Below are 24,312 nucleotides of genomic sequence, written 5' to 3'. Positions count from 1 at the left end.
ATGCGACACGCCGCAACGCATTGATCGGGCACCGAAACCCACGAAAAACCGGGCGAGTAAGCCGTCATACCCTTAACGGCTAACCCGGTGCGAAATGGCGTTATGGCGCTTGAACCGCTATCGGGGGACAGGCATTGGTTGCACCGCAACATATTGAGGCGCGTAACATGTATCTCAATGCGGACAGGACGATCGCGACAACGGCGGGCGAGGCGGTAACGCTTCGCCGTGTGGACGATCGCCGCATGCAGCGTATCCGCTGCTATCTCACTCTCGCACTGGCCGATCTTTTCGCGCTGGTGGTGTCGTTCGTAATGGCGAACACGATCTATCTGCAGCAACCTGCGGCCGATCACGGCTTTACCCTGCTGCTGGTGATGGTGCCGATCTATTTCTGTTTCGCCGCGATCAACACTTCCTATGGCGGCGATGCGCTGATGCGCCAGGAAAAGAGCTTTACGCGATCGGCACAGGCGGTGCTGTTCGCGGGCGCCGCCGTGGCGCTGATCGTCTATCTGATGAAGGCAGGGAACGAGGTTTCGCGCGCCGTTTTCGTTATCGGCTGGGTGTTGTCGCTGATCAGCGTGCCGATGCTCCGCATGGCGATCTTTCGCCCGCTGCTCAACCGTATGGGCGGCACGCCCTATTCGCGTGTGGTGATCGTCGACGGCGTCGATTACGCCCCCGCGCCCGACGATATCATGATGCCGCTGGCCGATATCGGCTTTGACCCGTGTTCGACCGATCCGCATGGCTTCCACGCCTTGGCTGCCGCGGTGACCAATGCCGACCGCATCGTCGTGGTCACCGAACCGCAGCGTTATGCCGACTGGTCGACCGCGCTGAAGGGTATTGCAGTCAAGGGCGAGATCCTGTCGCCGGGCGATGACAAGCTGGGCATCGTGGGCGTGGGCCGTCACCAGAACCGCCCGACCATGGTGATCAGCCACGGTCCGCTGACCTTGCGCGACCGTATGACGAAGCGCCTGTTCGACGTGACCGTCGCCTCGATCGGATTGCTGGCGACTTCGCCCATCCTGCTGGCGACCGCGATCGCGATCAAGCTGGAGTCCAAGGGACCCGTCCTGTTCATGCAAAAGCGGATCGGGCGCGACAACAAGATCTTCGAATGCTGCAAGTTCCGCAGCATGTACACCAACCGCTGCGACGCCAATGCCGCCCAGCTGACGGTAAAGAACGACCCGCGCGTGACCAAGGTGGGCGATTTCATCCGCAAGACCAGCATCGACGAGCTGCCGCAGCTGATCAATGTGTTGCGCGGAGAGATGAGCATTGTCGGCCCGCGCCCCCACGCGATGAGCGCCAAGGCCGCCGACCAGCTCTATTGGGATGTCGACACCCGCTATCGCCACCGCCATTCAATGAAGCCCGGGCTGACCGGTCTGGCACAGGTGCGCGGCTATCGCGGCCCGACGGACCGCACCGAAGATCTGACGAACCGGCTTGCGTCCGATCTGGAATATGTCGATCGTTGGTCGATATGGATGGATTTCTATCTGGTGGTGCGCACCGCGACCGCGCTGTTCGGCAAGAACGCCTTTTAAAACGGTTGTGGACCGGCTGGTCTGCGGACCGGCGAAAGTTCTTGGCTGGCGGGGCATTGGCTTCCGGCTGGCTGGCGATGGGCTGTCAAAGCCCTGCTTCCGAAACTGCTGGTCAGACAAGTGACTGGCCTGATTGGGCGCCCGATCTCGACAAGCATTATGCCGCGGTTGACCGCCAGAGCTCGCAGGCCGTCGATCTGCGGGAATTCGGTGCCATAGTTGATGGCGTCGCGGACGATACGCAGGCCGTGCAGCGCGCGATAGATTCCGGCGTAAAAGCTGTCATGATTCCACCGGGCAGAGGCCTGCGCATGACTGGCAGCGTGACGATTCGCTCCGGCATGGCAATCTTGGGCAACGATCACGCGGCACCCATCATCTGGGAGGGCCGCGACCGGCAGGCCTTTCTCGTTCAACCCGTTGAGGAAATGTTCGACGTCTTTGTCGAAGACATCGTTTTCGATCGCGTCAAAATTCTCCGTCGCGAAGGTTTGTCACCCTCCGGCCATCTGGTCACGGCTCGCAATGTCAAAAACCTGACTGTAACGCGCTGTGTAACGGAAGGGGTCAGCCTGTGCTACCTCAGCCATCTCCGGCGGCTTGCCGGCCTTTACAAACGCAAGAACGGAGCGGAAAATGTCGATCCGGCTACCGTCGCCGGATTTGCCTCCGATCACACCCGCGATCTGAATGATTTCGCGCTGATCGCTGATAACCACATCGATTACGGCAAGTTTCACGGCGTTGTGATCCGGTTCAACTTTGCCAAGCATGTCGTTGTTTTCCGTAATCGCGGTACATTTGCCAACATCAGCTGGTGGGGCGGTGGCGCGCGTCGGGGGGAAGGGGGCGAACTGCAATTCCTGCGACGGGTAAAGCATTGCTATATCGCCGATAACTTCGTGTCGGGTGCGATTGGCGGAATTTATGGCAATAATGGTGAGAACGTGACCGTCGCGCGCAATATCGTAAAGGATGTCACCGACGCAGGGGTGGATTTCGAAGGCTGTATCGATTGCATTGCCTATGAAAACCGCGTCATCAATGTCGGCAATTTTGGGCTGGCGACGTTTTTTGCAGCCAAGAATATCATATTCCGCGACAATTATGTCGAACAGAACGGCGATGCTGCCACGCTTCCCGAACGATACGGCAAGGGGCGCATTGGCAATCCGCAAGGTAAGTTCGTCGTCGGATTGCGCAGCAGCGGGTTCAGCGATGGCGACAGTGTAGATGTCACCTTTCGCCGGAATAATTTCGTGTGGTCCGGTGATGCGGGACTTGGTGCATGTCTGGGTAGCTTTTTCGGATCGTTACGGTTTGAGGAGAATCAGTTCGAAAATGTCCTTTGCGATGTTCGCTATTTCCGGACTGGTCGGCTAACTGTGGTGGACAACCGTTTCCGTTTTACGAAGACTATGGCTGAGCCTGTGAATCTGATCGCCGGATCGGCCGGTGTGGTCGAGATCACAGGTAATACGATCGAGGTCGAGGGGGCGATGCCTGCAGGTTCCAACCTTATCTTGCGGGAACTGCCACGGCCGCGCAATTCGCAGACGCGCATCACAAGCAATCGCCTTGCGGCACAGGCTCGCAGTATGGTCATCCGTATGACGGGCAAGCCCGCGCTTCGAACCGCCGTTCAGATCGAGGACAATGGCAGCATTCCGGTTGTCGTGGAAAACGAATTGACCTGAGCGCGTGTGCCCGCTTTCATCTTAACCGCCTTGACCTCAGCGCGGCGTCCGTGTGAAGCATATTGGCCGAGAACAGACTTGCCGGGATTCCGACATCTTCATTACATTCCAGCAGTTTCGCGCCAGCAGCGTCGTTGAACCGGCGAGGATGCCAGCCAGTTGAAGCATTCCCGACATTTTCGCACCGACATCTCCTCAGGGGCGCGCAACGAAGCTATGCGTGCGGCAATATCCAGTTAGAAGGTAAGCATGCCGATTTCCAACAAGCTCCGCCGCTTGACGATGATCGCGTCGCGCCAGCCGGAAACCTTTCTTCCCTTCGTGTCGCAACGCCTGTCATCCAAGCTTGGCTCTGCCGCCGCAAAATCTGGGGAGGGCTATATCAGCCATTATGGCGCCTGGCATGGCAACGCCGGCGACGTGATGATCGTCTATGCCCAACAAGCGCTTTTGAACAAACGCTTTTCGCAACAGAAATGGGTGGACGAGAACCACAAAAAAAAGGTCGAAGCACCTGACATCGAGCGCATAAACAACGACGCGAAGTTGGTTATCGTGGGCGGCGGCGGATTGCTTCTACCCGATCGTCACCGGCTGATCCCGAATACCGACAGCGATTGGCTGTGGAATATCTCGATGAAGAATCTGGCCGCGCTGCAAAAGCCGCTGATCGGGTTCGCAATTGGATATAACCGGATGAAGGGGCAGGACGATTTCCGCCCCTTCTTCAACGATCATATTGCCGCGACGATCGATAGATCGGTCTTTTTCGGGCTGCGCAACACCAGCAGCCTTGAAAAGCTGGCGACCTATCTGCCGTCACGGCTGGTCGACCGTCTGGTGCTGCAACCATGCCCCACCAATCTGATGTCGCGGGTCGATCCCCCGCGCTGGGCTGCCCATCGCGACCCCAAAAAGCGGGAGGTTGTGTTTGTGCTGTTCATGGGTTTTGCCCGACTGGGCATCATCGAGGATAAGGCGAATATCCGCCGCGTTGCGCAGCTTGCCAAGCGGTTGCACGCGCAGGGGTGGGATATCCATATAGCGACCCACACGAACGAGGAACTGGCTGCCATTCCCGCCTTCGAGGAAGAGTGCGTGCCCTTCACTCACAAAATGCTGGACATGATGTCACGCGAAGCAGTGGTGCAATATTACCGCAGCAAAAACCTTGTCATCGGCATGCGCGGTCATGGAGTAATGCTGCCCTATGGGCTGGGCGTGCCTGTCATGGGGATTATCAACCACGTCAAGGTCCGCTATTTCCTCGAAGAGGTCAAGCTGGGTGAATATGCCGTCGATCTCGAAGATCCGGTGATGACCGACAAGATGTTCGAGCGGGTCCAACAGTTCGACAGCGACCGGCAGGGATTCTACGATATCATGGACCGTGAACAGCAGCGTTTGTGGGACATCACGGAAAGGAACCTTGACGGTCTGGAGCCCTATTTCAATCCCGCATGATCGGATGTCATGCTCCGCGCGCTGGTTTGCGTTTGATAGAGGCGACCGAGACCAGGCTGGGTGAAGCGAGCGCCAGCACACCGGCAATCAGCAGAAGCCCCGCGCCCGATCTATAGGCGAGAGACATCGCTCTGAATGGTGGCATGTCCGCCATGACAGTAAAGATCAGCGCTGCCACAGTCGTCACAAAGCAGATAGCAAAGATCAGCCCGAAGCGATGCGGCGTATGCTCCAATTGGCGCATGGCGATGATACTGCCGATCACCGTAAGGGCCGAGGCGGCCACTCCCGCCCACGCCGCCGTTGCAATGCCGTAATGCGGGATAAGGAATATGTTGCCGACCACCGCGATGATGGCGGGCACGGTGGTAACGGTGCTGACGATGCCGGGCCGCTTGTGAAACAGGATTTCCTTGTTGAACTGCAGGGCCGCGCCGCCCAGAAACGCCGTTAGCACCAGGGGCGGAATCAAAGTGGCGGCAGAACGGTAAGAGATGGGTGCAAGTATGCGCACAAGTTCGGGGCCGAGCATCATTGTAACGGTCACGATGATCGCCAGCGCCGCGACCATCGCGAGGTCCAGGTCGGCCAAACGTCTCAGGTCCGGATTGGCTTTTTTACGCTGTTCGAAAAAGAATGGCAGATAGGCCGAGTTGAAACTTCCCAATAGTATGGCCAGCGGTGCGATGCCGGTGGCGGCCACCTGATAGATAGCCAGATCGACCATCGTCAGCATTCTGCCGATGATCACACGGTCTGCCAACCGTTTCAACCAGAGTGTAGCCGCGGTTGGAACCGATTTTATCCCATAGGAAAGCAGCCTTCGTGGCTCTTCCCAGTCCAGCGCATCTTGCGGCTTACGCTCTCTGACAAAAGATACGCATACGAATAGAGCTGTCAGCGCGCCGCCGATAAAAAACCCCAGCAAGGGTCCGACGGCACCCCAGCCGGTCAGTACCAGATAGGCGCTGCCAACGGCCTGCATAAGTGCCTGCGCGATCTGGACGCGTATATATTGCTTGGGATCACGCGTGGCGCGTGCGCTGGCCAGATTGAACGAAACGATGCTCTGCGTGACCATGCAGCCGACAAGCAAGGGCATGAACGGCATCAGAGCCAGTTGATGCCCGCTGATCGCGCCCCAGAATAGTGTCAGCAACGGTGCCAGCAGCAGTCCCACTCCGACGACGGTGGCGATGCGCGTGATAAAGCTGATCAGCAGGAAATCAGACTGATCGCCCGCGCCCTGCTTTTCATAATACAGCCGCGTCGTTGCGGAATTCAGTCCAAGATCGCCGACGATAAACAGTGCTTGCAGGATCGCCATGGCAAAGCCCCATTTGCCGAATTCGGCCGGTGACATGGCGCGCGTATAAATCGGCAGCAAAAGGAAGGGGAAAATGCGGTTCAGCACCGTGCCGAACAGATAGATTCCCGCCTCGCGGGCTAGTCGACTGCGCAGAACGCCCAAACCCATGCCCGTTACCCGAGACTTATCCAGCGGCCAGATCGCCGCGCAACGCGGCGGCTTCGATCCCCAGCCTTTGCGCCACAGTCGCGATGCGTTCCCGCAGCTCGCCCCCGGCATTCAGCAATTCCGCACCTTCGTCGACGATGGCGGCAATTTCGCCCCCACTTGGCGTAACCGCGAATTCATGCGGATCAGGGTACTCGAGTTGCTGCTGGATGGTAAGCGTTTTGTGCGAGTTCGACCCCATGAACACGCTGGGAGTGCCATTCAGCGATGCCATGATCGACGGGTGCCAGCGCCCGCTGATGAACAGGCGTGCATGTGCCAGAATGGCGATAGATGCTGCGATCGGAGTTTCGGCCGGGATCAGGGCGACACCGGTTTCACGGGCGACGTTCCGGAGAAAACCGTCGCCGTGGCAGGATTCGACCAGCACGACATTCAACCCTAGCCTTTTGACTGCGTTTACCAGATTTCGATAGGTTTCGCCCACGGTTGGCAATTGCCAGATCGCAGCCGAACTGCCGCCGATGGCGACATAGGGCCGAGTTGCCTGATCGGGGAGGGGCACGGCGGATTTGTCGAAATAGGTCCAAAGGACGCTGGGACGAAAGCGGGTGCCATGGTCGGCATCGGCAAACATGTGCTGCCACGTGAACACCGCGTCCGGCCGCATCACGGATTTGACCGCGGGCATATGCGTTTCCTGAAATCGCTTGGAAACCGGTTCGCGCAGGGCCAGCAGATCAATCCCCTCGAACATCTGCCGTGCCAATGCCAGCGTTTCCGTATTGATGCCGCTACGCGGATCGGCCGAAAGCATGCCATTCAGGACATAGATCTGCTTGCCTGCGATCCTGGCCAGATGGATCAGCGTCAGAAAGAACAGGAAATGACGGCGCGGCTGGGTCGGGAAAATGCCATCGCCTTCCAGATTCATCATCAGAGCGTCGCAGCGGTCTAGGTCAGCCAGCACCGTAGCAATTTCAGGGTGATAGACCGCTGCGCGCCGTACCAGCGCTGCGTTGCGTTCCAGATCATGCGTCATTGCGCGTGGCGTGCCCAAAGCGGTCGTGATGCCAGCGGCCAGCGAACCCACGAATGGGATGTTGCTGACCTTTTGCCGGTCGAGCAACGAACATAGTTGCTCGTAAGCCGGCAGGGGCAAGCCTTTCGCATCGCGATACCACCGCCCCATCGGGCCAGAACGGACGGCGCCGATTACTTCATGATCCTGTTCAATCAATTGCCGCAACGCCATGCTGGTGGCGCGCGCGCCCCAGTTCGGCTTGTCGACATTTTCACGAACGTAGAGAATTTTCATTGGTCAGTCGCTCCACAGTGCTGCCAGCGCTATGGGCTAGGGCGTCTGTCCGCAAGGCGGCCCACGCGATTCGATGAGGTCGGCGATGGCGCGCGCGCAGCGGTCAGTGGCTCTACCGTCGATCTCCCCCACCTCGTCCTCAAGCGCCGATGGCGGCACAAGATCGGGCGCGCCGCGGTCATAACGTTCGACTGCGGCAGCAACTTCCGCTGCGTCATGCGCCAACGCTGCGCCGCTTTGTGCCATCCAGCCCTGTTTGCCAGCTTCGGATTGTTCGGCAAATGCCGCTGCGGGGATAGGGATACACAGTACGGACCGCGACAGGATCATCGCTTCCAGCAAGCCGCTTGAATAATGGCCCAGGACCAGCTCGTTCGCGTCAATCGCCTGTTCGATCGGCCGCTGGCAACGGTCGAGCGTATGCGGAACATGTAGCGCCGAAGTCAGATGCGCGACGCTGTCCGCAGTGGAGCGGGGGTGGATGCGAATCGTGACGTGAATATCGCGCGCCTGTCCGGCGCGGTTCAGGCCCTCGATCATGGCTAATTGCACTTTTGCTGCGGTTTGCGGATTAACCTTGCCATGCTCGCCAAAAGGCTGGAACAGATAAAGCAGTTGCAGTGGCCCCGATTCACCAGTCGACGGTGCGGGCCGAGCAGCGAGTTCGGCAATCTGGTCATAGCGCGGCACCCCACCGATCGCGATACGGTCGGGCTCCATGCCCGCCACGATATAGCGTTGGCGATAGGATTTTGACGGCACCACCGCCAGATCGTGACCGGCAAAGCCATAGCTGGAGATTGCAGGCAAAAGCCCGGTTCGCGTCAACAACGGGGCCAGCGCGTGCTTGATACGAAGGACAGGGTTTTGCGGCGTGTCGGCCCCGACGTGCACAAAGGGACCTTCTTGAACGATCACGCTGGGCGTGCCCAGCCGCGCCGCCGCCCTGACGAACGCTTGTTCAATATAGACGCGGTCATGCACCATCACGATCGCATCGTGTCGCTTGCCAAGAATGCTCTCGGCATAGGCGTCCAGCCTGCGCATCATCGCGGGCCCGCCGTTCAGGAGAAGATTGGCCGACAGGCTGGAGCTTAGGCGCCGCATGCCAACATCGGCCATGTTGGTATCGAACCTGCGCCCCTTGCCGTGATATGCCGTGTGCCCTTCCGTGCGCAGGTTGAAGGGCTGGGTATCGACGAACTGGAAGCGGACATCGCCGAGCATGACAGAAAGCCGCTGTTCCAATGCCTCAAGCGTCCGGCCCGAAGAGCCGCCCGTACCCATCAGCACAATCGATCTGGACATGGTCGCGGGTCTTAAAGGCCGGACCGCACCCATGCATGGCCGTGCCGATTCACGATCATGCCGGAACGCGGAATATTCGCAAGCGCAATCAGGCTGTGGCCGTGGTCGCCGACACCGGCCTTTCACGCCATTTCAGCTTGTCGCGCTGGACCTTTTCGACCGGCAGGATTTCCTCGGCCTTGCAGCCCAATGCCTTTTCGACATTGCGCAGATCGCGGCACAGCCGGCGCAGGCCATCGGGCTCCAGCGAGGCAGCATGGTCGGTGCCCTTCCATGTCCGGTCCAGCGTGAAATGTCGCTCAACCCAACTCGCGCCTAGCGTCAGCGCAGCGATATCAGCCGCGATGCCCAGATGGTGGCCCGAAAAGGCGACACCCTTAACGCGGCCGTCAAAGCTGTTTTTCAGCCGCGTAATCTCGCCCAGGCAGATATCCTGAAATTCGACCGGATAGCCCGAAGTGCAGCTATAGATGATCAGGTCGTTGGCTCGCTTGCGCTCTTCGAAGAAGGAGACAATCTTCTCCTCCTCGTCATGGGTGGTCATACCCAGCGAGAGGTGGATTTCGCCGTCGTAACCATTTGCCAGCACGTCCAGCATCTCGAAATGCAGATTACAGGCCGAAGGCACTTTCAGCAGCTTGGGTTTCAGCGTCGCCATTTCGCGCGCCGAAGTCGTGTCCCAGACCGATGTAGAATATTCGATGCCATTGCGTTCGCATTCTTCCATCAGCTCGCCATGCTGATCGACCGAGAATTCAAGAAATTCGCGGTGAGCGCCATAGGTGTCGCCATAGGAATTTCGGGGATTAGGGTGCGGCGCGTTATACTGCTCTTCGGTCAGCAATTCGCGGTTGTTTCGCTTTTGGAACTTTACGACATCCGCTTTGGCATAGACTGCGGCAATGCGGATGTGTTCCTTGGCGATGTCCATTTCGCCTTTATGGTTGCAACCTACTTCGGCGATGATTTTCACGCCCATCGAAAACTCCGCAAAATAAGAAAGCGTTTCAGTCTCCTGACGGGTCCTATCACCCGCGTGGGCAGGCATACAACAGCGAACAGCAGTTTGTCGTCGGCGGTAGCACGGCGGCGCGATGAAGCGAGGCGGCGCCGGGGCGGTTGCCATGGCGTGATCGCCCTTGTTTTCGCCATGCCACGCGCTTAGCCATGGTTTGCGGCGCATTGTGCGGCGTGCTTTGGGACTACAAGGATCGATCGGCGGTAAATGGTGTCACGCGAAGGGCCGGAGAACGGCGGTGGATCAAGGAGCTGGCGCTCACCCGCCGGAGGGCGGATTGAGGTTGATGCAGCGCCCGAAAGATCTGCGCGCAGCAACGGCCTTGATCATGGCGAGGACCGGCCATCGCCCGAACGGCGCGGTGCAAGCCGCCGGCGACATCGTACGCAGCCGCGGGCTTCTGCTTCGAAAATGTCGTTGGCGTTAACACCCGAACTTGGCCGGCTGACGGTTCTGGCTGTGTTGTTCACAGCCATCGCCTTTTTCGGCGGATCGGCCCGCGCCGATGTGAACTGGTTGCTTCCGCTGCGCCCGATTTGCCTGTTCGCCATTGCCATTCTTGTTGTGCTGCCCGTACGCGACCGCGCGCATTCCATGACCGTTCCGGCGCTTTTGCTGGCGGGGCTGGGAGTCGTGATCGCGATTCAGCTTGTGCCGCTGCCGCCCGACATCTGGACCACATTGCCAGGCCACGCTCGATTTGCCGAAGCGGCTGTCGTGACCGGACTGGAACAACCGTGGCGGCCTGTGTCGCTGGTGCCATGGCTGACCTGGAATGCGCTATTCGCCCTGTTGCCTGCGCTTGCCATTCTGGTCGGGCTGTGGGGTACTAATCCGCGCCAGCGCGAAAAAGTGATTGCCGGATTCCTGATTTTTCTGGGCATCAGCATATTACTGGGAATCGCTCAGGTTGCCGGCGCGCTGAACGGCCCTCCGCTGCACTATCGTTTCTTCGCGCAAGACTCGGCGATTGGCTTTTTCGCCAATCGCAATCATGCGGCCGCGGTGCTGGCCACCGGCTTTCCTGTGCTGCGCCTGTGGTCGCTGGACGCAGCGCCAGGGGGTGGCTCCGGGTCGAAACGCCGCATTTTCGCTTTGATTGCCGCATTGGTGCTGCTGGTGATGATCGTGGTGACCGGTTCACGCACGGGCATGCTGATCGGCTTCGCATCGCTTGCTGCTTCGTTGGCGATGGCTCCGATCGACGAACTGGGCAAGAAGCTGGATCCGCGTAAGGCGTGGTTGATCCGCCTTGCTGTCGTCGCGGTACCGGTGCTGGTAGTGGTATTGCTGATCCTGTTCGGTAAGGCAGTGGCTCTTGACCGTATTGTCGACGACGATCTGCTCGCCGAACAACGAGTCGTCTATCTACCGCTGTTGCTGGATCTCATGCGCAATTTCTTGCCGTTCGGTTCGGGTTTCGGCACGTTCGATCCGGTCTATCGCAGTTTCGAGCCGGACTGGGCGATCACCACGAAATATTTGAATCACGCGCACAACGATTTGCTCGAACTGATGATGACCGGCGGCATTCCAGGACTTGCTGTATTGGGCGCCTTTTTGCTGTGGATCGCAGCGCGGCTGTGGCGGACACGCAAGGATTCGCGACGGCCGGAAACGATCTCGGTTCGCGCGGGTGCGATCATGGCCGCGGCACTATTAGGTGCAAGCCTGACCGATTATCCGCTGCGAACCCCGATTGCCGGTGTGGTTCTGGTCTTCGCCTGCTGGCTGATGGCCCGTCCGCTGTTCGATATGAAGCCGCCTGCCGAGAACAAGGGTAAGGGGCGGTCATCGTCTTCTGCGCCCTCATACTTCGGATCGGGAGGTCGCCGCTGATGCCACGCAAGGCCGGAAAAATGCCCAAGCGCCGCATTATGGCCGCTGTAGCAAGCTGTATGATGGCTGCTGTCGTATCGGTGCCCATCGTGCTGTTCACCATGCCCAATGTGGTGCCCGGCGCGATTAGGGCTCAACTGGTCAGCCTGCCTCTGGTCGTCAGCCCCGAAGCCCGCGCTGCTGCTGCTGCCATCGCTCTGGCAACCGACCAGTCGGAGGAAACCCTCGACAAGGCCGAGCGCTGGGCGAATGAGGCCGTGCTGGCCGACCCGCTCGAGGAAAGCGCCATCCGTTCGCTGTCATTCGTCAATGCCTATCGCGGGAAAAATGACAAGGCGATGGCGATATTGCGTTATGGCGAATCGCTGTCGAAGCGCGATCTGATGACCGAGCTGGCCCTGGCGCTGGATGCGCGCCAGTCTGGCGATAACGAACAGTCTATCCGCCATTACGGCCATGCTTTGGGCACGACAATTCGCGGTTACGACCTGATCGTGGAGCAAGTGCTGGCCAATACGTCGCAGGACGTCGAGTTCGCACGCGATCTCGGCACGGCTATGGCGGCAAGGCCCGGTTGGCGCGACCGTTTCCTGCCCTTCTATATTGCGCGGACCCAAAATCCGGATGCTCTGGGTGCGACCATTGGTGCGATGTGGGTCGATGGTGTCCCGCAAGAGGATCGCGCGCTGGCATCGCGGGCGCTGACACAGATGTTGCGGCTGGGGTCGACCGACAATGCCGCGCGCCTGATCGGGCGGGTGGCCGGTCCGGGCGGAGCGGCCAGGGTTCGCGATGGCGGGTTCGAGGATGGGCCGAATGTACCGCTTGGCTGGGATATCGAACGCAGCGCATCGTTCAGCGGCCTTGCCGTGCCCAAGGAAGGGGACGACGGCAAAGTCCTCGAACTCGGCGCGTCAAGTGGGCATGCTGGCGCCGTAGCAAGCCAGATTCTGGCACTGGCACCGGGCAATTATCGGCTATCCGGCAGTTTGTGGGCGGAAAGCAATGCCGATAGCGGAATGCCCCGCCTGCAAATTCGCTGCGTCGGCGGGTCTGATCCGATCGTCGAATTGCGTAAGGCGGAAGGTGCGCATTCGGTTGCCGACGCACGGCCGATCTCAACTCCCTTTACCGTGCCCGATAATTGCACGGTGCAGTATATCGAGGTTCGGTTCGGATCATCGCTCTTCGTGTCGCGCAGTCGCGGCTGGGTCGACGATATTTCGGTCGATCCGCTCTGACCGACTAGTGGTCGTTCTCATTAAATCCGGGAAAGGTCTTGTCCTCGGACGATGACCCGGGCTTTTCCCGCCAGAAACCTATGGCCCAGATGATCGTTGGCCAGGTCAGCGATTGCGCCATATCGCTGGCGGCATGCTGCCACACCCAGTCCTGCTTCACGGGCCATTGGGCCGAGATATCGAAGATCTCGGTCGTTCCGATAACCAGCCAGGCGATGGCAAGCGGCACCATCGAAGACAGTCGCTTGCGAAGGACCAAGGCAAGCACAAGCCACAATGCCAAACCCAGATGAACATGGATCAGGGCACGGACGGTTTCGTCGGCGGGAATATATTGCCGCTTCAGCCCTTCATACAGCGCTATGACATCGGGAAAGGCAAAGCCCGCCTGTGGCGGACTAGCCGACATCTCCGGTCCCGCGCTCACGGGCCTTGCTACGCTGGGCCAGATTGCGCGCCTGCCGCCGCTTGCGGGCAGTCTGCCACTCGACGCCCGCCAAAATGAGGGCGGGTATCAAAAGAAGGCTGGCGCCGATGATGATTTCTTGGCTCATTCTACCCGCGTTTCGTTGCGTCGACCAATTGGGGTCATAAGAATGTGGGCGGGGGATGCAAGGGGCGCTGACCGATATTGCAGGGGGGATGATCCATTTTGCGGGCCGAACCGTTAACGAGCAATGCCCCGCGGGAGTTCCGCCATCCAGCGTGCCAGCCCTGCCTCGTCCGCGGCCAGCGCGACGGGGTTTGCGTGCCAGCCGGCAAGCGCGCTGTGCATGCGTTCCAGTCCGAACAGGCGCGGTGCGAACAGGCTTTGGTCGAACGCGCCCAGATCGAGCAGCGCGGTCGATGCCGCCGCGATAAAGCCGCGATAGCCGTGCGCTTCGACCTGCGGGGCGATGCCGTGGGGCAGGGGAGCGACGTCGATCCCCGCGATGTCGTCGATCATTGCGGCGATCTCTGCGGTATCCTCACGCGGATGGGGCAGATAGGCGACGGGCAGGGGCGATGCGGCGGCGATGCGGGTAAGACCTTGGGCAATCCGGCGGCGCGGCACGATCCCGTCTTCGGCCAGTGGCGATCCGATGAACAGCAAACGGTCTTGCGGCGGCGCGCGCGTGGGAGCGGGCAGCACCAGATCGCCCGTTTCGAACCGGTCGCGGACGATCAGCCGATTGCGATCCGCGCGGCGGGACAATGCGCCCTTGGGGTAAAATCCGCTTGCGATCTGCACCGCTCCGCGGCCTGCGTACCAAAGCGGGCTGGTCAGATCGACGTAATGCGACAGCCCGTCTTCCCATAATTCGATGGGGCCGGTGAACCGGTCGGCCAGCATGCGTTCCAGCGGTTCCCCTTCAAGAAAGAGGATCAGCCGGTCGATGCCAAGCGGCGCCAAAAGGTCGCGAACCTGCGCATAGTAGCGGCGATTGGCGGCAAATGCAGCGGCCAGATGCAACGGATTGCGCGGCGGGCGGCGTTCGCGGCCCAGTGCGATGCCCTTGCCGGGAAACAGTAACTCTACCTCGGCCGCGATATGGTCGTCGCGATAGAGTACATGGGTAACGCCCGGATCGTTCGCTGCCAGCAGTCGCAAATGCAGCGTGGAGCGGGGCAGGGCAGCGATGACCGTCATGGCGTCTAGCCCTGCGTGGCGGCGATCCGGCCCGATGCGATCAGCATATCCGCCAGTTCGCGGATCGCCCCGCGTCCGCCCGAATGTTCCAGCACAATATCGGCTGCGGCCAATGCCGCCGGATGCGCATCGGCAGGGGCAACGGCGCAACCGGCTGCCTCCATACACGGTAAATCGTTGATATCGTTACCGATATAGATTGCATCCGCGATCCCGATGCCGCGCTCTTCCAGCCAGCGACGGAACAAGGGCAGCTTGGTATCGATGCCATGGCTGCATTCCAGCTTCAGCTTTTGGCAGCGCGCGGCGACGACGGCGTTCTGTTCCTTGGAAATGACGGTCATTGCCAGACCCGCCTTGCGCAGCATTTCGATCCCCATGCCGTCGCTGCGCGAACAGGCCACGCTTTCCTCGCCCGAAGTCGATACGAATAAGCGGTCGTCGGTCAGCACACCGTCGAAATCCATGACCAGAGCGGCGATCCGCGCGGGCAGGGCTGTACGGGCGGTACGGGCGGGACGCTGGCGTGCCATCCTTGCCATGCGTTCCTCGGCAATACGAAAATCGGCGGGCTCGTCGATTTCCTGCCAATGTTCGACCGGAATCTCATGCATGACCGTCTTGCCGAAGAACCGGAACCCGGCCGTGCGGAACCCTTCGGTGCGCATGGCATAGACCGCGCCGGTTTCGACGAATTCCGGCTGGCGCTGTTGCCGCATCAGGCGGAAGCTCTTGTCGTGATTGATCCCGTCCGCGCTGCCATCCGCCTGCTGCGACCACAGGAAATAATGAAAAGGCACCACGGCCAGCGCGCTGTCGGCCTGCTGCGTGTCCAATGCGGCCAGCGTGCCATCGATATCGTCCGAATCGGTCAGTGGCGAGGTGCATTGCAGGAACGCGATGGCATCGGGGCGATAGGCTTCCGCCCGCTCCAGCTCCTCCAGAACGTGCAGCAGCGCATCTTCCGAACGCGCGATATCGCCGGCCAGTTCGTCGGGGCGCATCAGCACTTCGGCGCCATATTGTTTTGCCACAGCGGCGATTTCCGGGTCGTCGGTCGAAACCACCACCCGTGTTACGCGCGTCGCGGCAAGGGCGGCATGGATCGAATGGGCGATGAGCGGCTTGCCCGCCAGCGGCAGCACGTTCTTGCGCGGAATCCCCTTGGAACCGCCGCGCGCGGGAATGATGGCCAGAACTTCCATTGTTTCCCCCTAGGCCGCCCTGCTGGCCAGCGCCTTTTCATACAGCACCGCGCGATAGCAATCGAGGATGGCGCGATTCATGCGTTCGCCGGTAAAGCGCGCCAGGAAATCGGCACGCCCCGCGCGGCCCATCCGGGCCAGTTTCTCGCGGTCCAGACCGCGGATGAAGTCTGCCAATGCCTGTGGATCCTCGGGCGGGAAAAGCAGGCCGGTCTCGCCGTTGCGGACCACTTCGGGCAAGGCGTCGACATCGGACGCCAGAACCGGTTTGCCCTGTCGCAAAGCCTCGATCGCGGCAAGGCCGAACCCCTCCCAGCGCGAGGGCACCAGTACCGCATCACAGGCCTCGACAAAGCTCCAGATCGCCTCGCGCTGTTGCCAGCCGTAATGGGTGATATTGGGCAGTCGCTTCGCCTCTTGCTCGTCATCCACGACGGTTGCGCCGATCACGTGCAGATGGACGGGCAGGCCGGTCAGCATCGACATCGCCTTTTCCGCGATATCGAATCCCTTTTGCCGGTCCTTGCGCCCGATGAACAGCAGGTTGATCCGGTCGCGAGGCATGGGCACAGGCGCGGCGCATCCCGGAAATACACGCTCGGTCACCCCATTGTGCAGCACCGACATATTGTCCTGCGGCAGTCCGCGCTCGATGGCGCAATCATATTCGAATTGCGAAATGCACAGTACCCGCTGGGTCATGGTGGACATATGGCGTTCGACCGCGGCGATCAGGTCGCGGCGGCGGTTCGACCAGCGGATGTTGAAAGCCCAGCCATGCGCGCAATAGACGACGGCGGGGCGCACATCATCGGGCATGCGGGCAATGACAGGGCGCAACATGCCGGCAAAGCTGGAATGCAGATGCACGATATCGGGCCTGTCGTGCATGATCGCATTGCGCGCATGGGCGGCAAAGCGAAGCAATGCGCGCGGGCTGCGCTGCGCATCGTCGAACAGATGCAGCGAGGCATCGGGAAGATAGGGAAGCACGAACCGTTCTTCGGCCGGAACCAATGCCCCCACGCGGCGCGGTCCCAGCACTTCGCGCTGGAAGCCCAGCACCTCGGACAGATAGGCACCCACCCCGCCGGGCAGCTTTTGCGCGATATGCATCACGCGATAGTTCTCGGGCCCGGCCTCGCTCATTGCGGAATGGCCGGATGCGGCAGGCCGTCGCCGCGCGCCTGGCGGGGTCGGGGCGGTGCAGGATATGTTTGTCCAACGCCAGCTGCCGGAAAATAACCACGACGATAAATCAGCGCATTCAGGAACAGGAAAATCGGAAAAACGGGCGGGTACATCATTGCTCCGTCCATCGCAGCGGCAGCGCAATAGCCCAGCGCCCCGACAACAGCAGCTCGCCGCAATCCGTTCAACTGACCCCAGTGCATCAGCCCGAACCCGATGCCATAGCCCATGGCGGCAAGGGCGAGGATCAAACCGAACAGGCCGAAACTTTGCAACAGGCCATAATAGACGACTTCGGGGATATAGATTTCTTCCGCGCCGAACAGGGTGATGTTCAGTTCGCGCAAATAGGTCATGCGCCCGCCCAACCGGTCGTCGATCAAGTTCGCGCTGGTCCAGCCGAGCAGGGGAAGAATTACAAGAAATACACAGAACGCCGCGCCAACGGCCACCCATACTCCCGTTCGGTTCAGCCGGATCTGGCCCGAGAACGCCATCAGGATGAACACTGCCACCATTGCGAACCAGGATGTGCGGCTGAGTGTGCAGATGATCGCCACAATGAACAATGCGCGCCAGATCTTTTTATCTTCGAAGTAAAGGTAAACCGGCATCATCATGATCATGCAAACGCCGAAGATATTGCCGTTGTTATAGGTCGAAACCAGCTTCATCAGCCAGCCGCTGCGCAAGTTGTTTTTGCTGAGGATCGTGCCCGCGTCCTCGATATTCACCGTCAAATAGGGAATTTCGATAATGTCGCGGGTGAAAATGAACAGGACAAAGTTCATGAGGCCCCAAACGACCGCGAAACGGATCATCGGGCGAATGGCGCGTGCCATGTCGGCAGTGCGGATTCGCTCAAGCTGGGGCGTAATTGCGACCAGTATCAGTATCGGCAGCAGGCCGAAGATCACCGTGAACGGAATCCAGCGCGACGATGGCAGATTATATTGCTGTGCCTTGAAATAGACCATTGCCGCCAGCGGCAGGAACAAGGCACCCGTCTGCACGATCGGGGCGAGTTGCAGGTCACGTTTGCGAATGATGGCAATGGCGGCCATCGCGCCTGACAGGCCGATCAACAGATAGCCCCATGTGACCGGAAATTTTTCGACCATGATCCCGCCTTTTGGGAAAGCGAGATTGAAGCATGCGACAAGGACGAACAGCGGCCAGATCAGCCCGCTGGCTTCGAATGCACCTTGTCCGTCAGGATGATGCGCTCTTAAGCCAGTAACGGGATGCGGGCCGGTCATCGCGGATCAGGCTTCGGCCCGGTCGTGGCCGCCATAACTGTAATATTCGTGGTAGCCGTAAGACGAATATCCACCGCTGGTGAAGTCATACTTGGTCAGCACGACGCCGAGGATGTTCGTGCCCGCGCTCAACAGGCGGCGGATCGAGGCCTTTGCCTGTCCTTGCGAGCCTGAATGCGCCTCGACCACATAGAGCACGCCGCCGGCCGCCGAAGCGAGCTGTGGTGCATCGGCCAGGCCCAGCACCGGCGGGGCGTCGATGATGATAATATCGAACCGGTCGCGCAGCTGGCTGAACACGCGGTCCAGCGTTTCTCCGCTCAAAAGGCGCGGCGGCGAGGGAGGGATTGGCCCGCTGGGGATGACCGAAAGATTGTCGACATCGGTCGTCTTCAACGCTTCGGGCACCAGCGCGGGGCTGGTCAGCAGCGTCGAGAAGCCCGACTTGTTGTCGATGTGGAAATTGTGATGCACTGATGGTCTGCGCATATCGGCATCGACCAGCACCGTGCGGCGTCCCGATTGGGCGAATTCGCGCGCCAGTGCCTCAGACGTAGTCGATTTGCCTTCCGCGGGTCGAGTTGATGTGACGAGTAGCGTCTGCGGCAGCCCGTCGCGAGTCGACAGTTCCAGCGCGGTGCGCAGCGCATAGATCGATTCCGACATGGGCGAATGTGGGTCGAGCATCTCCGTCTCGGCATCCGCATTGGCGGGGCGCGGCGTGATGCCCAGCACAGGCAGGCCCAGCTTGCGCTCCACATCGTCGGAAGAGCGGATCGAATCGTCCAGCCGTTCTCGCGCAAAGGCAATTGCTGCGGCAAGGCCGAAACCGATGACGGCGCCGAGAAAGGCATTGATCAGCGGACGCGGCCAGATCGGCGCCGACGGCGTTTCGGCACGGTCGATGATCAGGATGTTATTGGCGGTAATACCCGCAGCGGCATTCAATTCGCGGAAACGCTGCAACAATGCGTCGTAGAGGGCGCGATTGGTGTCAGCCTCACGCCGCAAAATGGTCAATTGCACGCCGCGGCTCTGTTCGCCCAGTGCAGCGCCCTGCAGTTCGCGTACATTGGCCATCAGGCTGCGCTCTTGCTGAACGGCGATGCGATATTGGTCGCGGATCGAGTTGCGCACCTGCGTAGCCTGAAGCCTGATCTGCTCGTCGAATGCGGCGATTTGTGCTTCCAGCTGTCGGACAGTTGGATAATCGGCGCTGTGCCGGTCTCGCTCACCTTCAAGCTGGGCCTTGGCCTGAGCCTTTTGCGATTGAAGTGTCTGGATCGCCGGATTGGAGAGCACTTCGGCGAGACTCATCAGCGGGGTCGCCTGTGCCTGCCGCCATTTCTGTTCGGCCAGAATGCGGTCGGTCTGCGCCGTCGCATAAGCCGTGTTCAGTGTGGCGAGGTTCGAGCCCGTCAGCGTCTGGCCGTTGCCCTCTGCATCCTCGCCACCGTCAAGATTGGTGATGCCGGTCTGGCGCGCATATTCGATCAGCGAGCGTTCGCTTTCCTCCAGACGCTCGCGCGTTTGACCCAACTGTTCCTGCAGGAACTGGCGCGAATAGGCCGACATGTCGAAACGGCGTTGCAGTGTGCTGGCGATAAATTCCTCGGCAAAGGCATTGCTCACCCGTGCCGACAATTGCGGACTGGGGCTGTCGAAGCTGAGGTCAACGAGGCGCGTGCCGCTGGTCAGTTCGATCGTCAGGTTTTCCTGAAGGATATTGATGACCGCACGCTGCCACGCGGCGGAGCCGGGGCTGGTATCGGGTGGCGTCATTTCCATCGCTTCGAAAAAGCTGGGGTCTTGATAGTAATTGAGCGATCGGGCGACGCGATCGGACAGCGAACGGCTGCGCAGCACTTCAACCTGCGTTTGCAGATAAACCTCGATATCCCCGCTGGCGGTCGGGTCCTGATCCTCCGACCCGAGGATCTGGGGCCCCTGCTGATCGATTTGCAAGGTTGCGGTGGAACGATAGATCGGTGTCGACAGCAGTGCCATCAGCAGGCCGATAATGATGGCGACTGCCGTGACGCCACCGATCAGCCAGCGATTGCGATAAAGCGCTGCGCGAATTTCGCGCAGATCGAGGTCGCCTTGCGACAGATGGCCGAGCCGGTGCGCATGGGCGCGGGCATCCGATTGGACGACATCGTCATCGGCAAAACGGTCGCGATCGAGGATGGAGGCTTCCTGGTTCATGTCAGCGATACCCGATCAATTATACAGCGGCCGGAATACGGCGATAATCGGAACGAGCTGGCGGATGTCGCGCCAGATTTCCTTGGCTTCGGACAGGCCGACGACGACCACATCGTTGCCCAGAATGCGCGGGTCTTCCATTGCGCCGCTGCGGATGGCGTTGACGTCGAAACGCGCGGCCATGCGCTGGCCCTGAATGGTGCGGAAAATCACCACCTCGTCCATCTTGGCGATCTCGTTCTCGCCGCGGGCCATGGCGATGGCTTCCAGCAATGTGGTGCTGTTGCGGATTTCGAACACGCCCGAGCTGTTGACCTGTCCGGTCACCACCACCTTGCGGTCGGCGGAATCGACGATCGAGACCGAAACCTGCGGCCGTTCGAGCAAGCGGCCGCGATAGGACTCCTCGATCTGCGAGGCCAGTTCCTCGGTCGTCAGCCCCTCGACAGTCATCGATCCGATGCCCGGTACGCCGATTTGTCCGCTGCGGTCGACCTTCACGCTTTCGACCGACAGTTCGGGTTCGAAAAATGTATTGATGCTGACCGTATCGTCCGGTCCGATGCGATAGGGGGCGGCGGCTTCGGCCTGTGCCGCCTGACCCATCAGCGTATAGGCATCGCTGTCGCTGGCCACCGATTCCACCGGCGGATATCCTTTGGCGCAACCGGCAAGGCAGACCGCGACTGCCGCAAGCGGCAACGTCTTTCGAAGCACGAAAATCCTCCAGTCGGCCCCGGGCCGAATTCCGGCCGCAGGCGTGGCGGGCACCTGCATGTTAAGGCTGTATTTCATTGAAACATCGGGCAGGTGGCGTCAAGCAAGCTTCCCCGCCCCTTATGGCAGCGCACAACGGATCGCCTTGCAACCGCGTCAGCTGAGCGCGATATCGGGCGCGTCTTCCTGTTTCATGCCGACAAGGTGATAGCCCGCATCGACGTGATGCACTTCGCCCGTCACGCCCGAGGACAGGCCCGACAGCAGGTAAAGCGCCGAGCCGCCGACATCGTCGATGGTCACATTGCGGCGCAGCGGCGAATTCAGCTCGTTCCATTTGAGGATATAGCGGAAATCCCCGATCCCGCTGGCCGCCAGAGTCTTGATCGGGCCTGCCGAGATCGCGTTGACGCGGATGTTTTCGGGGCCCAGATCGTTGGCCAGATATTTGACGCTGGTTTCCAGCGCCGCCTTGGCCACACCCATCACATTGTAATGGGGGACGACCTTTTCCGCGCCGTAATAGGAAAGCGTCAGGATCGACCCGCCATCGGGCATCATTTCGCGCGCACGCTTGGTAACAGCGACCAGCGAATAGGCCGATATGTTCATGGTCATCAGGAAATTGTCGAGGCTGGTATCGACATACAGGCCGCGCAGCTCGTTCTTGTCCGAAAAGCCGATGGCGTGGACGACGAAATCGATGGTTTCCCAATGCTGTTTCAGTTCATCGAACGCGCTGTCCAGCTTGGCCATGTCGGACACATCGCACTCGATCAGCAGGTTGCTGCCAAGGCTTTCGGCCAGCGGGCGCACGCGCTTTTCCAGCGCTTCGCCCTGATAGCTGAAGGCCAGTTTGGCGCCTTGCGCGGCCAGGGCCTTGGAAATGCCCCATGCCAGCGACTTGTCGTTCGCAAGTCCCATGATCAGGCCGCGCTTGCCCTGCATCAGGGTGCCTTGGGGAGGGGTGCTCGTTTGGGTTTCGCTCATGTTCTCGATCCGGCGATTGCTACCGCATTGGGCCGCTTGAACGGCTTCTGATGTCGGTTGATCCAGTGTTTCGGGTTACGTGTTCTTCAAGTCAAATTCGTTGCGGCCGACCATGTCGCGCTCTTCCGGCGTTTCCGCAAGCGCGGCGTTCAGTTCGGCGCCGACGACGAGCCCTAGCCCGACCAGCCAGAAAAAGAAAAGGGCGATCATCACGCCGGCAAGGCTTCCATAGGTGAGATCGTAGGAAAACAGGGTGCGCAGAACCGGCGGCAGGGTCACCGTCACCGTCACCCACCAGACGGTGACGAGCAGCGCGCCGGGCCATTTGGGATATTCGCGCCCGCGATAGGCACTGGGCGTCAGCGCGATGAACAGCAGGAACAGCGATCCGAGCAGGCCGAGCGCAGGGATAAAGCGCGACAGGGCCAGCCTGCCGACCCATGCATTGGCTTCGGGAAACCATGCGGCGATCACCTCTTGCGCGGCAGTGATAAAGAATTGCGCGGCCAGCGATGTCATCAGCAGCAGGACCGCACCGATGATGATGCCCGCCGACAACAGCCGGTATTTCAGGAAACTGGCCGAAGGGCGTGTGCCATAGGCGCGGTGCAATATGTCGCGGATCGTTTCGACAAGGCTGCCCACGGTCCATAATCCGAACGCCGCCCCCACCCATAACAGCCAGCCGGTCCGCGAGCTGACCACATCGCGCGCCACCGGTTCGATCACGTCGGCCACCACGCGCGGGACGGCGAGCAGAAACGCATTGATCGCAGCGGTCCGGTCCGCAGCCTCACCCAGAAGCTGGAAGATCGCGGCACCCAGAATGAAGAAGGGGAACAGCGACAAAATCGCCATATAGGCGAGATTTCCGGCATGAATGAAACCATCTTCGTACACGCCAGTCCAGACGCGTTTCACGATGGCGAAAAATCGCGTGCCCGGTCCGATTTCGCGCCGGACCGCCATCAAGGACATCTTGCGCTGGTTCAGCGCGTGCTGCCTGCGCGCCTCTGGCGTGAGGTTCGACCGGGAATCGCCATAGGGCGCGGGAGGATCCTGATCGTCTTGGATAGGCCCGTTCCTTGCTGCGGCTTTGTGCGGCCCTTTTGTCCGGCCAGCTCTACTCGCTCAGTCGGCTGCGGATATTGCGCGTATCCTTCCAACCCTCAAGCCGCCTGGCCAGTTCCGCATCCTGTTCGGGAAGGTCGATGGTCAGGGTGACGAGCTGGTCGCCGCGCGAACCGTCCTTGCGGGTAAAGCCCTTGCCTTTCAGGCGCAGCACCTTGCCCGAACTGCTGCCGGGCGACACGGTCAGCATCACCGCGCCCGACGTGGTCGGCACCTTGACCTTGGCACCGTTCACCGCCTCGTCCAGCGTGATCGGCAGGTCGAGCCGCACATCGTCGCCGTCGCGGCGGAAAAAGCGGTGCGCCTGTTCGACGATGGTGACGATGGCATCGCCATTGCCTGCCGGACCCGGTTCGCCCTTGCCCGCAAGGCGCATCTGCGTGCCGTCTTCCGTCCCTTCGGGCAGCTTCAGGTCGATGGTCTTGCCATCCGACAGGGTGATGCGCTGCTTTTCCAGATTGGCAATATCGGTCAGCGATACGGCAAGCCGGTAATTGACATTCGCGCCCTTGGCCGGACGCCTTTGCGCGCCTGCGCCGAAACCGCCGCCCATGCCGGCAAACGGATTGTCCTGCGGCCCCGCGCCGCGCGAACGCCGCTGGCCGCCGCCGAAAATACCTTCGAACAGGTCGGACAGATCGACATCGTCCGTGCTGGCCCCGCCCATGCCGCCGCCCATGCCGCCGAACGGATTGCCGCCCGCCTGGCGATATTGTCCGCCGCCGCGCTGGCCATAGCCAAAGGGCATTTTGGGATTGCCGTCCATGTCGATCTCACCCCGATCGAAACGGGCACGCTTGTCCTTGTCCGACAGCAGGTCATAGGCCTGCGTCACTTGCGAAAACTTGTCCGCCGCCGCCGGATTATCCTTGTTGGCATCCGGATGCAGCTGTTTCGCCAGCTTGCGATAGGCCGATTTGATGTCCTGCTCGCTCGCGCCGCGCGCAATGCCAAGGATCGAATAAGGGTCCGCCATGAACCGATAGCTAGGGTGCGAGGCGCGATCGTGCAATCCGGCGATTGAAGCTGTGCACCTGTTGTCTTGTATTCGTGC

Annotated in this window: 20 protein-coding genes; 5 read left to right on the top strand and 15 right to left on the bottom strand. The window is 60.5% G+C overall.

Translation table 11 applies throughout. From position 1 onward, the window contains the following. Window positions 1-167 precede the first annotated feature (167 nt). The 3 genes from LOZ74_RS17610 (at window position 168) to LOZ74_RS17600 (ending at window position 4,726) form a co-directional block, all read left to right on the top strand. Window positions 168-1,565, top strand: a complete 1,398-nt coding sequence (locus LOZ74_RS17610) for a sugar transferase (RefSeq protein ID WP_230292271.1) — start codon at window positions 168-170, stop codon at window positions 1,563-1,565. Further along, window positions 1,502-3,262 carry a right-handed parallel beta-helix repeat-containing protein gene (locus LOZ74_RS17605; protein WP_230293951.1) on the top strand — a complete coding sequence of 587 codons (1,761 nt, stop codon included), beginning with the start codon at window positions 1,502-1,504 and terminating at the stop codon, window positions 3,260-3,262. Before LOZ74_RS17610 ends, LOZ74_RS17605 begins: the two co-directional genes overlap by 64 nt. A gap of 282 nt (window positions 3,263-3,544) precedes the next feature. Then, on the top strand, window positions 3,545-4,726 hold the full coding sequence (locus LOZ74_RS17600) for a polysaccharide pyruvyl transferase family protein (protein WP_230293950.1): 1,182 nt from the start codon (window positions 3,545-3,547) through the stop codon (window positions 4,724-4,726). A 7-nt stretch (window positions 4,727-4,733) separates the two neighbouring features. Here LOZ74_RS17600 and LOZ74_RS17595 read toward each other — a convergent pair whose 3' ends face one another. From LOZ74_RS17595 to LOZ74_RS17580, 4 genes are all read right to left on the bottom strand, one after another. Then, a complete protein-coding gene (locus LOZ74_RS17595; protein WP_230292270.1) occupies window positions 4,734-6,203 on the bottom strand; it encodes a lipopolysaccharide biosynthesis protein in 1,470 nt (489 codons plus the stop codon). Window positions 6,204-6,219: 16 nt separating this feature from the next. Then, on the bottom strand, window positions 6,220-7,521 hold the full coding sequence (locus LOZ74_RS17590) for a polysaccharide pyruvyl transferase family protein (protein WP_230292269.1): 1,302 nt from the start codon (window positions 7,519-7,521) through the stop codon (window positions 6,220-6,222). Window positions 7,522-7,557: 36 nt separating this feature from the next. Then, entirely contained in the window at window positions 7,558-8,829 is a 1,272-nt protein-coding gene (locus tag LOZ74_RS17585) for a hypothetical protein (RefSeq protein ID WP_230292268.1), read from the bottom strand. 88 nt (window positions 8,830-8,917) lie between these two features. Then, the gene (locus LOZ74_RS17580; RefSeq protein WP_230292267.1) at window positions 8,918-9,808 is read right to left on the bottom strand and encodes an N-acetylneuraminate synthase family protein; all 891 of its coding nucleotides are present in this window, start codon (window positions 9,806-9,808) and stop codon (window positions 8,918-8,920) included. Window positions 9,809-10,459: 651 nt separating this feature from the next. Between LOZ74_RS17580 and LOZ74_RS17575 the strand changes: the two genes are divergently transcribed. Together LOZ74_RS17575 and LOZ74_RS17570 are read left to right on the top strand one after the other, a co-directional pair. Beyond that, window positions 10,460-11,686, top strand: a complete 1,227-nt coding sequence (locus tag LOZ74_RS17575; RefSeq protein ID WP_230292266.1) for an O-antigen ligase — start codon at window positions 10,460-10,462, stop codon at window positions 11,684-11,686. A gap of 38 nt (window positions 11,687-11,724) precedes the next feature. Beyond that, window positions 11,725-12,927, top strand: coding sequence for a M48 family metallopeptidase (locus tag LOZ74_RS17570; protein ID WP_230292265.1), 1,203 nt, complete (start codon window positions 11,725-11,727; stop codon window positions 12,925-12,927). A 4-nt stretch (window positions 12,928-12,931) separates the two neighbouring features. Here LOZ74_RS17570 and LOZ74_RS17565 read toward each other — a convergent pair whose 3' ends face one another. The 11 genes from LOZ74_RS17565 to LOZ74_RS17515 form a co-directional block, all read right to left on the bottom strand. After that, complete coding sequence (locus tag LOZ74_RS17565) at window positions 12,932-13,336, bottom strand: hypothetical protein (protein WP_230292264.1); 405 nt, start codon at window positions 13,334-13,336, stop codon at window positions 12,932-12,934. After that, on the bottom strand, window positions 13,326-13,481 hold the full coding sequence (locus tag LOZ74_RS17560) for a hypothetical protein (protein WP_230292263.1): 156 nt from the start codon (window positions 13,479-13,481) through the stop codon (window positions 13,326-13,328). The genes LOZ74_RS17565 and LOZ74_RS17560 overlap by 11 nt, the downstream gene beginning before the upstream one ends. A 113-nt stretch (window positions 13,482-13,594) precedes the next feature. Continuing rightward, window positions 13,595-14,557 (bottom strand): hypothetical protein, encoded by a 963-nt coding sequence (locus LOZ74_RS17555; protein WP_230292262.1) that lies wholly within the window; start codon window positions 14,555-14,557, stop codon window positions 13,595-13,597. A 5-nt stretch (window positions 14,558-14,562) separates the two neighbouring features. Beyond that, window positions 14,563-15,762, bottom strand: a complete 1,200-nt coding sequence (locus LOZ74_RS17550; protein WP_230292261.1) for an acylneuraminate cytidylyltransferase — start codon at window positions 15,760-15,762, stop codon at window positions 14,563-14,565. 9 nt (window positions 15,763-15,771) lie between these two features. Then, entirely contained in the window at window positions 15,772-16,911 is a 1,140-nt protein-coding gene (locus tag LOZ74_RS17545) for a glycosyltransferase (RefSeq protein WP_230292260.1), read from the bottom strand. Then, entirely contained in the window at window positions 16,908-18,074 is a 1,167-nt protein-coding gene (locus LOZ74_RS17540) for a hypothetical protein (RefSeq protein WP_230292259.1), read from the bottom strand. The genes LOZ74_RS17545 and LOZ74_RS17540 overlap by 4 nt, the downstream gene beginning before the upstream one ends. A 144-nt stretch (window positions 18,075-18,218) precedes the next feature. Then, window positions 18,219-20,420: a polysaccharide biosynthesis tyrosine autokinase gene (locus LOZ74_RS17535; RefSeq protein WP_230292258.1), complete on the bottom strand. Its 2,202-nt coding sequence runs from the start codon at window positions 20,418-20,420 to the stop codon at window positions 18,219-18,221. A 15-nt stretch (window positions 20,421-20,435) separates the two neighbouring features. After that, on the bottom strand, window positions 20,436-21,137 hold the full coding sequence (locus tag LOZ74_RS17530; RefSeq protein WP_230292257.1) for a polysaccharide biosynthesis/export family protein: 702 nt from the start codon (window positions 21,135-21,137) through the stop codon (window positions 20,436-20,438). 156 nt (window positions 21,138-21,293) lie between these two features. Further along, complete coding sequence (fabI, locus tag LOZ74_RS17525; RefSeq protein ID WP_230293949.1) at window positions 21,294-22,085, bottom strand: enoyl-ACP reductase FabI; 792 nt, start codon at window positions 22,083-22,085, stop codon at window positions 21,294-21,296. A gap of 117 nt (window positions 22,086-22,202) precedes the next feature. Next, a complete protein-coding gene (locus tag LOZ74_RS17520; RefSeq protein WP_230292256.1) occupies window positions 22,203-23,096 on the bottom strand; it encodes a YihY/virulence factor BrkB family protein in 894 nt (297 codons plus the stop codon). Between the two features lie 154 nt (window positions 23,097-23,250). After that, window positions 23,251-24,234 carry a DnaJ C-terminal domain-containing protein gene (locus tag LOZ74_RS17515; RefSeq protein ID WP_230292255.1) on the bottom strand — a complete coding sequence of 328 codons (984 nt, stop codon included), beginning with the start codon at window positions 24,232-24,234 and terminating at the stop codon, window positions 23,251-23,253. Window positions 24,235-24,312 lie beyond the last annotated feature (78 nt).

Origin of the sequence: Croceicoccus sp. Ery5 (assembly GCF_020985325.1) — a bacterium.
Taxonomy (GTDB): domain Bacteria; phylum Pseudomonadota; class Alphaproteobacteria; order Sphingomonadales; family Sphingomonadaceae; genus Croceicoccus.
This window is presented reverse-complemented; position numbering and strand designations above follow the sequence as displayed.

Excerpts from the sequence above, each read along its gene's own strand:
- LOZ74_RS17610 (WP_230292271.1), top strand. The coding sequence starts at position 168 with ATGTATCTCAATGCGGACAGGACGATCGCGACAACGGCGGGCGAGGCG.
- LOZ74_RS17605 (WP_230293951.1), top strand. The coding sequence starts at position 1,502 with ATGGATGGATTTCTATCTGGTGGTGCGCACCGCGACCGCGCTGTTCGG.
- LOZ74_RS17600 (WP_230293950.1), top strand. The coding sequence starts at position 3,545 with ATGATCGCGTCGCGCCAGCCGGAAACCTTTCTTCCCTTCGTGTCGCAA.
- LOZ74_RS17595 (WP_230292270.1), bottom strand. The coding sequence starts at position 6,203 with ATGGGTTTGGGCGTTCTGCGCAGTCGACTAGCCCGCGAGGCGGGAATC.
- LOZ74_RS17590 (WP_230292269.1), bottom strand. The coding sequence starts at position 7,521 with ATGAAAATTCTCTACGTTCGTGAAAATGTCGACAAGCCGAACTGGGGC.
- LOZ74_RS17585 (WP_230292268.1), bottom strand. The coding sequence starts at position 8,829 with ATGTCCAGATCGATTGTGCTGATGGGTACGGGCGGCTCTTCGGGCCGG.
- LOZ74_RS17580 (WP_230292267.1), bottom strand. The coding sequence starts at position 9,808 with ATGGGCGTGAAAATCATCGCCGAAGTAGGTTGCAACCATAAAGGCGAA.
- LOZ74_RS17570 (WP_230292265.1), top strand. The coding sequence starts at position 11,725 with ATGGCCGCTGTAGCAAGCTGTATGATGGCTGCTGTCGTATCGGTGCCC.
- LOZ74_RS17565 (WP_230292264.1), bottom strand. The coding sequence starts at position 13,336 with ATGTCGGCTAGTCCGCCACAGGCGGGCTTTGCCTTTCCCGATGTCATA.
- LOZ74_RS17560 (WP_230292263.1), bottom strand. The coding sequence starts at position 13,481 with ATGAGCCAAGAAATCATCATCGGCGCCAGCCTTCTTTTGATACCCGCC.
- LOZ74_RS17555 (WP_230292262.1), bottom strand. The coding sequence starts at position 14,557 with ATGACGGTCATCGCTGCCCTGCCCCGCTCCACGCTGCATTTGCGACTG.
- LOZ74_RS17550 (WP_230292261.1), bottom strand. The coding sequence starts at position 15,762 with ATGGAAGTTCTGGCCATCATTCCCGCGCGCGGCGGTTCCAAGGGGATT.
- LOZ74_RS17545 (WP_230292260.1), bottom strand. The coding sequence starts at position 16,911 with ATGAGCGAGGCCGGGCCCGAGAACTATCGCGTGATGCATATCGCGCAA.
- LOZ74_RS17540 (WP_230292259.1), bottom strand. The coding sequence starts at position 18,074 with ATGGTCGAAAAATTTCCGGTCACATGGGGCTATCTGTTGATCGGCCTG.
- LOZ74_RS17535 (WP_230292258.1), bottom strand. The coding sequence starts at position 20,420 with ATGAACCAGGAAGCCTCCATCCTCGATCGCGACCGTTTTGCCGATGAC.
- fabI (WP_230293949.1), bottom strand. The coding sequence starts at position 22,085 with ATGCAGGGCAAGCGCGGCCTGATCATGGGACTTGCGAACGACAAGTCG.
- LOZ74_RS17520 (WP_230292256.1), bottom strand. The coding sequence starts at position 23,096 with ATGGCGGTCCGGCGCGAAATCGGACCGGGCACGCGATTTTTCGCCATC.
- LOZ74_RS17515 (WP_230292255.1), bottom strand. The coding sequence starts at position 24,234 with ATGGCGGACCCTTATTCGATCCTTGGCATTGCGCGCGGCGCGAGCGAG.